2 protein-coding genes are annotated in these 13,862 nt (G+C 72.8%); both read left to right on the top strand.

The features are described 5' to 3' along the window. A partial coding sequence (locus tag KN815_RS36935; RefSeq protein ID WP_216346214.1) for a type I polyketide synthase occupies positions 1–12,435 on the top strand: 12,435 nt, incomplete at its 5' end. 100 nt (positions 12,436–12,535) lie between these two features. Continuing rightward, on the top strand, positions 12,536–13,729 hold the full coding sequence (locus KN815_RS36930; RefSeq protein WP_216346213.1) for a cytochrome P450: 1,194 nt from the start codon (positions 12,536–12,538) through the stop codon (positions 13,727–13,729). Positions 13,730–13,862: the final 133 nt, after the last annotated feature.

Raw genomic sequence — 13,862 nt, 5'->3', positions numbered from 1 at the left:
TGGCGGGGTCGCGGCACCGCTCTGGTCACGGGCGGTACAGGGGCACTGGGCCGCCATGTGGCGCGCTGGCTGGCGGATACCGGTGTGGAGCGGATCGTGCTGACGAGCCGTCAAGGGGCCGAGGCACCGGGCGTCGCGGAGTTGGTGGCCGAGCTGGGGGACCGGGTGCACGTGGTGGCGTGCGATGTCGCCGATCGCGAGGCGCTCGCGGCGCTCCTGGGGACGATTCCGGATCTGCGTGCAGTGGCGCATGCGGCGGGTGTCCTCGACGACGGTGTGCTCGAATCGCTGACCCCGGAGCGGATCCGCACCGTGATGCGGGCCAAGGCCGACGGCGCACGCCATCTGCACGAGTTGACCCGTGACGCCGACCTCGACGCCTTTGTGTTGTTCTCCTCGGCCGCGGGGACCGTGGGCAATGCGGGCCAGGGCAGCTATGCGGCGGCCAACGCCGTTCTGGACGGACTGGCCCAGCGGCGCCGGGCCGAGGGACTGGTGGCCACATCGGTGGCCTGGGGAGCCTGGGCCGATTCCGGTATGGCCGCGGGAGTGGCGCGGTCGCAGGGCATGGATCCCAAGTCGGCGCTCTCCGCCTTGGGGCTGGTGCTGGCCGCTGACGAAACCACGGTGATGGTGGCCGATATCGACTGGGCGACTTTCGGGGCGCGGCTCACCGCCTCACGGCCGAGCCCGCTGCTGAGGGAGTTGCTCAGGGACGTATCCCTGCCGACCGAGCCGACCGGCAGCGGGGCGGCCGACGCGTTTGCCGCCCGCCTGGAGGCCATGGCCGAGCGGGAACGGACGGCCACCGTGCTGGACCTCGTCCGCACACATGTGGCCGCCGTGCTGGGCCACGCGGCATCCGAGGCGATCGACCCGGCCCGGCCCTTCCAGGAAATCGGCTTCGATTCGCTCACCGCGGTGGAGCTGCGGAACCGGCTCACCGCGGCCACCGGGGCACGCTTCCCGGCTTCCGTGATCTACGACTACCCGACTCCGGCGGCGCTCGCCGAGCATGTGTGCCGGGAGGCGCTGGGTCTGGCCGACCGGACACCGGTCCCGGTGGCGCCACGCCCGGTGGACGACGAACCGATCGCCATCATCGGGATGAGCTGTCGCTTCCCCGGCGGGGTGAGCTCGCCGGAGGACCTGTGGGGGCTGCTGGCCGACGGCCGCGACGCCGTATCGGAGTTCCCGGCGGACCGTGGCTGGAACCTGGCCGAGCTGTACGACCCGGATCCCGACCACCCCGGCTCCTCCTACGTCCGGGCGGGCGGCTTCCTCGATGACGCTGCCGCGTTCGACCCCGGGTTCTTCGGGATCTCGCCGCGTGAGGCGGTCGCCATGGATCCGCAGCAGCGGCTGCTGCTGGAGGTCGCCTGGGAGGCGTTCGAGCGCGCCCATATCTCCCCCGTCACGCTCCAGGGCAGCCGGACCGGAGTGTTCATCGGGACCAACGGCCAGGACTACGCCGCTCTGGCCAGCGGTGCCCCGCAGAGCGCGGAGGGCTATCTGGGCACGGGCAGCGCCGCCAGTGTCGCCTCGGGCCGGCTGGCGTACACCTTCGGTCTCGAGGGCCCGGCGGTCACCGTGGACACCGCCTGCTCGTCGTCGCTGGTCGCGTTGCATCTCGCCGCGCAGGCCCTGCGCTCCGGCGAATGCTCCTTGGCCTTGGCCGGTGGCGCGACCGTCATGGCCACCCCGGCGGCCTTCCTGGAATTCTCCCGCCAGCGCGCACTGGCGGCCGATGGACGCTGCAAGGCGTTCGCGGCGGCGGCGGACGGCACCGGTTGGGGCGAAGGCGCCGGCATGCTCCTGGTGGAGCGGCTGTCCGACGCCGAGCGGAACGGCCACCGGGTGCTGGCGGTGGTGCGTGGTTCCGCCGTCAACCAGGACGGTGCCTCCAACGGCCTGACGGCGCCGAACGGCCCGTCCCAGCAGCGGGTGATCCGCCAGGCGCTGGCGAACGCCCGCCTGTCCGCCACCGACATCGACGTAGTGGAGGCACACGGCACCGGCACCAGCCTCGGCGACCCGATCGAGGCACACGCGCTGCTCGCCACGTACGGTCAGGAACGGCCCGAGGACAAGCCACTGTGGCTCGGCTCGGTGAAGTCGAACATCGGGCACACCCAGGCTGCCGCCGGTGTGGCCGGTGTGATCAAGATGGTCATGGCCATGTGGCACGGCGTACTGCCGCGAACCCTGCATGTGGACGAGCCCTCGCCCCATGTGGACTGGACGGCGGGCCAGGTCGCGTTGCTCGTCGAAGCGAGGGAGTGGCCACGGGACGGCGCTCCGCGCCGGGCGGGCGTGTCCTCGTTCGGGGTCAGCGGCACCAACGCCCATGTGATCGTCGAGCAGGGGACGGTGGCGGCCCGGCCCGATGCGGTGGACGGGCTGGAGCCGGTGCCCGGGCCGGTGCCGACGTCGGAGCTGTTGCCGGAGCCGGAGCCGGTGCCCGGGCCGTTGCCGGAGTCGGCGTCCGAGCCGTTGCCCGACCAGCGCCGGAGGGCGCTGCCCCTGCCGTGGGTGCTGTCAGGTGCCGGTGAGGCCGGGCTGAGGGGCCAGGTCGAACGCCTCACGTCCTTCATCGATGCCCATCCGGGGCTGAATCCCGCCGATGTCGGATGGACACTCGTGGCCGGCCGTTCGCTTCACTCGCACCGCGCCGTGGTGGTGGGCGCGGACCTCGCGGAGCTACGACGTGGACTGGACGCCGTCGAGACCGGCGGCGCCGCCGCCCGGCCCGGCCGCGAGGTGGTGTTCGTCTTCCCGGGTCAGGGATCGCAGTGGGTCGGGATGGCGCTGGAGTTGATGGATTCCTCGCCGGTGTTCGCACGGCGCATGCGTGAATGTGCCGATGCGCTGGCCCCGTTCGCCGAGTGGTCGCTGTTCGATGTACTGGCGGATGAACGAGCGCTGAGCCGGGTGGATGTGGTGCAGCCGGTGTTGTGGGCGGTGATGGTGTCCCTGGCCGAGTTGTGGCGTTCGTACGGTGTGGTGCCATCGGCGGTGGTGGGGCACTCACAAGGCGAGATCGCGGCGGCGTGTGTGGCGGGCGGCCTGTCGCTGGCGGACGGAGCGCGGGTGGTGGCCTTGCGCAGCAAGGCGCTGCTGGCCTTGTCGGGCCAGGGCGGGATGGTGTCCGTCCCCGTGCCCGCCGACCGGCTCCGCGACCGCCCGGGGCTGTCGGTGGCGGCGGTGAACGGCCCGGCGTCCACCGTGGTGTCCGGCGCGGCCGAGGAACTGGACGCGGTGCTGGCGGAGTTCCCGGAGGCCAAGCGGATCCCGGTGGACTACGCCTCGCACTCCCCACAGGTGGAGGAGATCCGGGAGGAGCTGGCGGACGCGCTGGCGCCGGTCCGGCCGGGTGCCGGACAGGTCGCGTTCCACTCGACGGTGACCGGACGGCTCACCGACCCCCGTGCACTCGGCGCCGACTACTGGTACCGCAACCTTCGCCACACGGTGGAATTCCAGGCCACCCTTGAAACCCTGATGGGCCAGGGCCACACCGTGTTCGTCGAGGTGAGCCCGCACCCCGTGCTGACCGTCGGCATCCAGGACACCGCCGACGCCGTCGACACCGACATCGTCGTGACCGGATCGCTGCGCCGCGACGACGGCGGTCCCGCCCGTTTCCTCACCGCACTCGCCGACCTCCACACCCACGGCGTCGACGTGGACTGGCGTCCGCTCTTCACCGGCGCCCGGACGGTCGACCTCCCCACCTACGCCTTCCAGCGGGAACGCTTCTGGCTCGAACCCGTGCGGGCGGTGACCCAGGCGTCCGGTCTGGGGCTCGGCGATATCGAGCACCCCCTGCTGGGCGCGGTCCTGCCGCTGCCCGGGACCGAGGGCGGTGTGCTGACCGGCCTGCTCTCCCTGGCCGGACAGCCCTGGCTGGCGGACCACAGGGTGCGGGGCACGGTGGTCTTCCCCGGCACGGGCTTCGTCGAGCTAGCCCTCCAGGCCGGTCAGCACTTCGGCCACCCGGTGGTGGAGGAACTGACCCTCCAGGCCCCGCTGGTGGTGCCGGATCAGGGCGGCGTCCAGGTGCAGGTGGCCGTCTCCGCGGCGGATGAGTCGGGCCGCAGGCCGGTCACGGTGCACTCGTGCCGCGCCGGGGAGTGGCTGCTGCACGCCTCGGGCACCCTCGGCATCACACGCGCCCCAGACATCACAGGCGCCCCAGGCGTCACAGACACCCTGGGCGCCACCGAGCATCCCACCGCGCCGACCCGGTCCCTGGAGGTGTGGCCGCCCGAGGGCGCGCAGCCCATCGACGTCTCGGGAATGTACGAGGCGATGGCGGAGCGCGGCCACGGATACGGCCCCACGTTCCAAGGGCTGCGGGCCGCGTGGACACGCGACGACGAGATATACGCCGAGGTGACGCTGGACCCGACGGCACAGGAGGTGGCCGTGCGGTGCGGCGCGCATCCCGCCCTGCTCGACGCCGCCCTGCACGGAGTGGGGCTCGGTCGTTTCCTCACCGAACCCGGCCAGGCGTATCTGCCGTTCTCCTGGGGCAAAGTGGCCTTGCACGCGGTCGGCGCCTCCGCCATCCGCGTGGTGCTGTCCCCGGCCGGTCCGGACGCGGTGTCGCTGGAGGTGGCCGATCCGTCGGGCGCGCCGGTGCTGTCCGTGGCGTCGCTGGCGCTGCGTCCGCTGTCCGGCCGTCGGATCGCGGACACCCGGGGCATGGACCAGGACGCGCTGTACCGCATGGACTGGACCGAGACGCCGCTGCCGACCACCACGACCGCCGAGGCGCCGGTGGAGTTCGACGCCCTCGGATACGCCCTCGGAGGCGCTCTGGGAGACGACCTCGGAGACGCCCTGGAAGACAACCTGGGCCCGGACACCCCCGTACCCGACGTCGTCGTGCTGCCCTGCGAGTCCGCCGGTGACCCGGTGTCCACCGTCGTCGGCCGGGTGCTGACGGCGATACGGCGGTGGCTCGCCGACGAGCGCTGCGCCCGGTCGCGGCTGGCCGTGCTGACACGTGGCGCGGTGTCGACCGCCCCCGGCGAGAACGTCGAGGACCTCGGCGCGGCGGCGGTCTGGGGCCTGCTCCGCAGCGCGCAGGCCGAGCATCCGGACCGCTTCGTCCTCGTCGACCACGACGGCCACCAGGATTCCGGTACGGTGCTGGCCGCCGCGGTGGCAGCCGGCCATCCGCATCTCGCGCTGCGCCGTGGCCGTGCCCTGACGCCCCGGCTGGCTCCGCTCACCCCCGCCACGCTCACCCCCGCCACCACCCCGGCCCCCGGGGACGGGACGCCGTGGCGGATGGACGTCACCAGCCAGGGCACGCTGGAGAATCTCGCCGCCGTCCCCTGCCCGGAAGCCGCCGGTGCGCTCGGCGACGGGCAGGTGCGGGTGGCGATGCACGCGGCCGGGGTGAACTTCCGGGACGTCGTGGTCGCCCTCGGCATGATCCCCGGCCAGGACGTCATCGGCAGCGAGGGCGCCGGAGTGGTGCTCGACATCGGTCCCGGTGTGTCCGGCCTGGCGCCCGGTGACCGGGTGATGGGCCTGTTCTCCGGCGCGTTCGGCCCCGTGGCGCTGACCGATCACCGGTTGCTGGCGCGGCTGCCGGAGAGCTGGTCGTTCACCGACGCGGCGGGCACGCCCGTGGTGTTCCTGACCGCCCTGTACGGGCTGCTGGACCTGGCCGGTCTCCGGTCCGGCGAATCGGTGCTGGTGCACTCGGCCGCGGGCGGGGTGGGCATGGCCGCGACGCAGGTGGCCCGCTGGCTCGGCGCGGAGGTGTACGCCACCGCGAGCCCGGGGAAGTGGGACACGCTGCGCGCCGGCGGAGTGGCCGACGACCGAATCGCCTCCTCCCGCACTCTGGAGTTCGCCGAGCGCTTCGACCGGGTGGACGTGGTGCTGAACTCGCTCGCGGGCGAGTACGTGGACGCGTCGCTCGGTCTGCTCGCAGACGGCGGCCGTTTCCTGGAGATGGGCAAGACCGACATCCGCGACGGTGAGCGCGTCGCCGCCGAGCACGGGCGGGTGCGCTACCAGGCGTTCGATCTCATGGACGCGGGCCCCGACCGGATCGGGGAACTGCTCCAGTTGCTGGTGTCACTCTTCGAGCAGGGAGTCTTCACCCCGCTGCCGACCCGGTCCTGGGACGTCCGGCGGGCGGGCGACGCGCTGCGTTTCCTCTCGCAGGCACGCCACATCGGCAAGCTGGTGCTGTCCGTTCCGCAGCCGCTGCGGGAGCGGGACACCGTGCTCATCACGGGCGGCACCGGCACCCTGGGCGGACTGGTCGCCCGTCACCTGGTCGAACGGCACGGGGTACGGGACGTCGTCCTGGCCGGACGGCGGGGGCCGGACGCCCCGGGCGCCGCCGAGCTCACCGCCGCCCTGCGGGAATCGGGCGCCCAGGTGCGGGTGGTCGCCTGTGATGTGGCCGACCGTGACGAGCTGGCCCGGCTGCTGGACACCGTGCCGGACTTGCGGATGGTGGTGCACACCGCGGGAGTGCTCGACGACGGGGTGGTGGAGTCGCTCACCGCGGAGCGGGTGCGCGAGGTGCTGCGGCCGAAGGTGGATGCCGCATGGCATCTGCACGAGCTGACCGCCGGTCGTGAGCTGGCGGAATTCGTGGTGTTCTCCTCGGCCGCGGGTGTCCTGGGCAGCCCGGGACAGGGCGCCTACGCGGCGGCGAACGCCTGGCTGGACGCGCTGATGGCGCATCGCCGGGCCGCCGGGCTGCCCGGTGTCTCCGTGGCATGGGGACTGTGGGCCGAGCGCAGCGGGATGACCGGCCATCTGTCGGACCGGGATCTCGCCCGGATGGCCAGGGCCGGTGCCACGCCCCTCGCCACCGATCAGGGGCTCCGTCTCCTGGACAGCGCCAGGGCGGCCACCGAAGCGGTCGTGCTGGCGACACCGCTGGACGCCACCGCGCTGCGAGCGCAGGCCGAGGCCGGTGCGCTGCCCGCGCTCTTCCACGGTCTGGTCCGCGCGCCGATCCGCCGCGCGACCGGCGCGGCCTCGGGCGACGACGCCTCGTCACTGCGCGACCGGATGACCGCGATGCCGGTCGCCGAGCGCGAACAGCATGTGCTCGACCTGGTCCGTACGCATGTGGCGACCGTGCTGGGACACGGCACCCTGGCCGATGTCGACACGGCGCGTACCTTCGCGGAGACCGGATTCGACTCGCTGACGGCCGTCGAGTTGCGCAACCGGCTGCGCACCGCCACCGGGGTCAGGCTGCCGGCCACCGCGATCTTCGACTACCCGACACCGGCGGTCCTGGCCGCCCATCTCCTCCGGGAACTGGACGGCACCGTAGACGAGGCAGTGCCGCCGCCCGCCGCCCCGGCGGCCACCGACCACGACCCGGTCGTGATCGTCGGGATGGCCTGCCGCTATCCGGGCGGGGTGACCTCGCCCGAAGAGCTGTGGGAACTGCTCGACACCGGGCGGGACGCGGTCGCGGATCTGCCGGACGACCGTGGCTGGGACCTGGACGGCCTGTACAGCGCCGATCCGGACAGCACGGGCACCTCGTATGTCCGCGCCGGTGGCTTTGTGTACGACGCGGGGGAGTTCGACGCCGGGTTCTTCGGGATCTCGCCACGTGAGGCGCTGGCGATGGACCCGCAGCAACGGCTGCTGCTGGAGGTGGCCTGGGAGGCGGTGGAACGGGCCGGTATCCCGGCGGCGTCGCTGAAGGGAAGCCAGACCGGGGTGTTCGTCGGCGCCGCGTCACAGGGCTACGGAACGGGCGCCGGCCAGGCGGCGGAGGGGTCCGAGGGCTATTTCCTGACCGGTGGCGCCGGCAGCGTGGTCTCCGGCCGGCTCTCGTACACCTTCGGTCTGGAAGGGCCGGCGGTCACCGTGGACACCGCCTGCTCGTCGTCGCTGGTCGCGTTGCACCTGGCGGCGCAGGCGCTGCGGTCCGGCGAGTGCTCCCTGGCACTGGCCGGCGGGGTGACGGTGATGGCGAACCCGGGCATCTTCGTGGAGTTCTCCCGGCAGCGCGGACTGGCCGCCGACGGCCGCTGCAAGGCGTTCGCCGACGCGGCGGACGGCACCGGCTGGGGCGAAGGCGTCGGCCTGCTGCTGCTGGAACGGCTGTCCGACGCCGAGCGGAACGGCCATCGGGTCCTGGCGGTCGTACGGGGCTCCGCCGTCAACCAGGACGGTGCCTCGAACGGCCTGACCGCGCCGAACGGGCCCTCGCAGCAGCGAGTGATCCGGGCCGCGCTGGCCTCCGCCGGGCTGGCCGCCTCGGACGTGGACGCCGTGGAGGCACACGGCACCGGCACCAGCCTGGGCGACCCGATCGAGGCACAGGCGCTGCTGGCCACCTACGGCCAGGATCGCGAACGCCCGCTGCTGCTGGGCTCGATCAAGTCGAACATCGGGCACACCCAGTCGGCCGCCGGGGTGGCCGGTGTGATCAAGATGGTGCTGGCGATGCGGCACGAGATGCTGCCCCGGACCCTCCACCTGGACCAGCCGTCGACCCATGTGGACTGGTCGGCCGGTGCGGTGGAACTGCTCACCGCGCCCGTGGAGTGGTCGTCGGCCTCCCGACCCCGCCGGGCCGGAGTGTCCTCGTTCGGAGTGAGCGGGACCAACGCCCATGTGATCCTCGAACAGCCCCCCGCGGAGTCGGGGGCCGATCCGGAGCCGACAACCGAGCCCGCCCCGGCGGTGCTGCCGTGGGTGCTGTCCGGCCGGGGCGAGCACGGACTGCGGGCGCAGGCCGCCCGGTTGCGGTCCTTCCTGGCCGCGCACCCCGGACCCGACCCGGTGGACGTGGGCTGGTCGCTGGCCACCACCCGTTCGGCACTCTCGCACCGCGCCGCGGTGGTCGGCGCGAGCCGGGCGGAACTGCTGGACGGACTGGCCGCGCTGGCGGCCGGCGAGCCCACTCCGGGCGTGGTCCTGGGCACCGCCGGCCCCGGCCGGGTGGGCCTGCTCTTCGCGGGCCAGGGTGCGCAACGAGCCGGTATGGGGCGCGAGTTGTACGCGGCGTTCCCGGTGTTCGCGGCGGCGTGGGACGAGGTCTGCGCCGCGCTCGACCCGTATCTGGACCGTCCGCTCGACGAGGTGGTGTCCGACGCCACCGGCGCGCTGGACGCCACCGCGTATGCGCAGGCGGGCCTGTTCGCCCTCGAAGTGGCGCTGTTCCGATTGGTGTCCTCGTGGGGTGTGCGCCCGGACTATCTGCTGGGGCACTCCGTCGGCGAGCTGGCCGCCGCGTATGTGGCCGGCCTCTGGTCGCTGGAGGACGCCGCCAAGGTGGTCGCGGCCCGGGGCCGCCTGATGGGTGCGCTGCCCCCGGGCGGCACGATGGTGGCCCTGGCCGTACCGGAGGACCGGATACGGCCGTTCCTGAGCGACCGGGTCGCCCTCGCGGCCGTGAACGGACCGTCCTCGGTCGTGGTGTCCGGGGACGAGGACGCGGTGAACGGTGTGGCCGAGGCAATGGCCGCACGTGGGGTGAAGACGCGGTGGCTGCGGGTCAGCCACGCCTTCCACTCGCCGCTGATGGACGAGATGCTCACCGCGTTCGCCGAGGTGCTCGGCACCGTGGACTTCCACACCCCGCGGATACCGGTGGTCTCCAACCTCACGGGCTCGGTGGCGGGGGAGGAGCTGTGCACTCCCGCGTACTGGGTGCGGCAGGTGCGTGAGACGGTGCGGTTCTCCGACGGGCTGGAGCGGCTGCGGAAGCTGGGCACCGGCACCTTCCTCGAACTCGGACCGGACGGCACCCTCACCGCCCTGGCGCAGGCCCAGGTCGCCGGGGCCGACGCCGAGTTCATCCCCACTCTGCGCGCCGACCGGCCCGAGCCGGTCACGGTCACCACCGCCCTCGCCCAACTGCACACCCATGGGGTGGAGTTGGACTGGTCCGCCGTCTTCCCCGGCGCCCGGCGGGTCGAGCTGCCGACCTACGCGTTCCAGCGCTCCCGCTTCTGGCTGGAGCCCTCCCGTACCCCCGGCGACGCGGCCGGTCTCGGGCTCGGCGCGCTGGACCATCCGCTGGTCGGTGCGACGGTGCCGCTGCCCGACGCGGACGGTGTCCTCCTCACCGGCCGTATCTCCGCCGACGCGCACTCCTGGCCGACCGGTCGGCGGACTCTGGGCGTGCCCCTGTTCCCGGCGACCGGCTTCCTGGAGCTGGTGCTCCAGGCGGGGCTTCAGTTCGACTGTCGGACGGTGGACGAACTCACCGTCCATGAGCCCCTTGTCCTCCCCGAACGGGGCGGGGTCGAGGTGCAGGTGTCCGTCCGTGACGCGGACGAGTCCGGCCGCCGCCCGGTCACGGTCTACTGCCGCCGGGACCGGCGGTGGGTCCGCCACGCCACCGCCGTCCTCGGCGTGGGCCGGCCGCCCGCGCCCGCGCCGCACACCGAGAGCTGGCCCCCCACCGGCGCCCACCCGCTGGAGTCCACCGGGACACCGATGTGGCGTCGCGGCGACGAGGTCTTCCTCGACATCGAGCTGCCCGAGACGGCCGGGGCCGAGGCCGGGCGATGGACCCTGCACCCCGCCCTGCTCGACGGGGCCCTGTGCGCGGAGGCGCTGGCCGGGCTGGTCACCGAGCCCGAGCGGACCCATCTGCCGTTCTCCTGGACGGGGATCACCCTGCACACGGAAGGTGCCACGAGACTGCGGGTCACCCTCGCGCCCACCGGCCCGGACACGGTCTCCCTCCAGGTGGCCGACGCCGCCGGTGCGCCCGTGCTGTCGGTGGACTCGCTGGTGCTGCGCTCGGTGTCCGGGCAGCGGCTGCGGCAGGCCAACGCGTCACTGTTCAGGACGGCGTGGACGGTGTCTCCTGCGTCGGCCGAACCGGACCTCGGCCTCGTCCGGTGGGGGCTCGTCGGCGACCCGGACGGCTGGAAACCGGACACGCTCGGCGGGCCGGTCGCGGTGTATCCGGACCTGTCGGCCATCGAGGACGTGCCGGACGTCGTGCTCCTCCCATGCGTGGCCGAGGGCGCCACGGCGTCCGAAGTGGCACTGCGCGCCGCTGATGCCGTACGGACGTGGCTGGACGAGGAGCGGTTCGCACCCTCGCGTCTGGTGCTGGTGACCCGGCGCGCGCTCGCCGTGGCGTCCGGTGAGGAGGTCGAGGACCTGGCGGCGGCCGCGGTGTGGTCGCTGGTCGAGGGCATCCAGGCGGCCCACGCGGGACGGCTGACCCTCATCGACACCGATGCCTCCGATCTGCGTCTGCTGCCCGCCGCGGTGGCCGTGGGGAAGGGCCGGATCGCGGTCCGGGCGTCGGCGGTGCTGGTACCCGAGCCGGCCGCGGCGGCGGTCGCCGAGCAGAACCCGCCCGCCTGGGAGCCGGGCACGGTGCTGGTGACCGGTGGGTCGGCCACGGAGGTGGCCCGGCACCTGATTGTTGAGCGAGGTGTGAACGACCTGGTCCTGGCCGGGGTCGGCGACACGGCCGGGAATGGCGCCACAGTCGGGAATGGCGACATGGCCGGGAACGGCGACGCGGCCGAGCTGGAAGCCCTCGGCGCGACCGTCCGGCTCGCCCCGTGCGATCCGGCGGACCGTCAGGCGCTGGCAGCGCTGCTGGAGGAGATTCCGCGACTGCGGAGCGTGGTGCACACCGCGGCCGAGGACCCGGAGCGGACACCGGCCCACGCACTCACCCCACAAGCGCTGCGGGCACGGCTGCGGTCGGGGCTGGAGACGGCGTGGAATCTGCACATGGCCACACGGGACCTGGAGCTGGACCGCTTTGTGCTGCTCACCTCCGCCGACGGAACACTGACCCCCGCGTACGCCGACGCGCTGGCCGCACACCGGCGGGTCCTCGGACTGCCCGCGGTCTCCGTCTCCACCGACCTGGGCCTCGCCCTGTTCGACGCGGCATGCGCCGCGCCCGTGGAGGCGGTCCGGGTCACCACCGCGACAGCGGTCCCGGCACGCACCGAACCGGCCCGGCAGCCGGTGGAGCAACCCGCGGCGGCCGAGGTGTCCGCGACCACACTGCTGGAGCGGCTGGCCGGGCGGTCGGAGGACGAACAGGAGGAGATCCTGCTGGAGCTGGTCCGCGACCAGGTCGCCACGGTCCTCGGCCATCCGGACGCCGCCATGGTCGACCCCGACCGCGGTTTCGTCGATATGGGCTTCGACTCGGTGGCGGCCGTGAAACTGCGGAACCAGTTGGCCCGGGCCACCCGGCTCGAACTGCCCGCCAGCCTCACCTTCGACCACCCCACGGCCGTCGAACTCGCCCGCCATCTGCGCACCGAAATGCTGCCGGACGACGCGGCGGCCGCCATTCTCGTGCTCGAAGAGCTGAACAAGCTCGACGAGTCGATCCTCGATCTCGACCCGGCAAGCGCGGCACGGGTGCGGATCTCGACTCTGCTCCAGGATCTGTCCGCGAAATGGATCGAGCGGACGGATCATCCATGACCACACCTCTACGACCACCCACATGACCACATACGAGCGGACACACCGCATCGTCCCTGACGCACCATCCGCCCCTGAGGCATACACGAGGGAGTCAACAGTGAGCGAGACCTTGCCCCTTCCCGGGACCGTGAAGGCCGAACGGCGTTGTCCGTACGACCCCCCGGAGGACCACCGCCGGCTGCGGGACGCGGGTGAACTGGGCAAACTGGAGCTGCCCGGCGGCCTGGTGATGTGGTTTCTGACCAAGCACGACGACATCAGGGCCATGCTGGCGGACTCCCGGTTCAGCGGCTCCAGGGTGCCGTTTCCGGCGATGAGCATGGAGATACCGGCGGGCTTCTTCTTCTCCATGGACCCACCGGACCACACCCGCTACCGCCGCACGCTCACCGCTGAGTTCTCGGTGCGTGGCGCGCGTGAACTGACCGGCCGGATAGAGCGGTTGGCCGACCAGCACCTCGACGCGATGGAGGCGATGGGCACGAGCGCCGATCTCGTGGCCGCCTATGCCAACCCGGTGCCCGCGATGGTGATCTCCGAAATTCTCGGCGTGCCGTACACCTACCACCAGAAGTTCGACCACGAGGTACGCACGCTCAGGGAGAACGGCGGTGACGACCAGGCCGTCGGCGCGATGGCGACCGCGTGGTGGGACGAGATGCGCGGATTCGTGCGCGCCAAGCGGGCCGAGCCCGCGGACGACATGATCAGCAGGCTGCTGCACAGCGAGGTCGAGGGCGGGGCGCTGACCGACGAGGAGGTGGTCGGCATCGCCATGACCATCATTTTCGCCGGTCATGAACCCGTGGAGAACCTGATCGGCCTCGGCATGCTGGCGCTGTTCGAGGACCCTGAGCAATTGACCCGGTTGCGGGAGAACCCCGACCTGCTCGACGACGCCGTGGAGGAGTTCCTCCGCTACTTCCCCGTCAACAATTTCGGCACCGTGCGCACCGCCACCGAGGACGCTGTGATCAACGGTCATCCCATCGCGAAGGGCGAGATGGTGGCCGGTCTGGTGTCCACCGCCAACCGGGACCCCGAGCGCTTCGCCGACCCCGACCGCCTCGCCCTCGACCGGCCGCACGCCTCCCATCTCGCGTTCGGACACGGGGTGCATCAGTGCCTGGGCCAGCAGTTGGCGAGGGTGGAGCTGAAGGTGCTCCTGGAGCGGTTGCTCGCCAGGTTCCCCGGCCTGCGTCTGGCGGTGGCCCCCAAGGAGATCCGGTACCGGGAGAACACCTCGTTCTACGGTGTCCACGAGCTGCCGGTGACCTGGGCGGCCGAGTAGCCCCAGCCGGTGGCCGGAAGGCCAGGGGCGGGCGGCGGTGGCCGGCGCGTGGGGAAAGAGGCCGCGTACGCCGGCGGCGGACCTCAGACGCCGAGCCGGCCACCGGTCAGCCGTGCGAGCGGGCGGCGGCGAC

The sequence above is a fragment of the Streptomyces niphimycinicus genome, from assembly GCF_018883605.1.
In the GTDB taxonomy this organism is placed as follows: Bacteria; Actinomycetota; Actinomycetes; order Streptomycetales; family Streptomycetaceae; genus Streptomyces; species Streptomyces niphimycinicus.
This window is presented reverse-complemented; position numbering and strand designations above follow the sequence as displayed.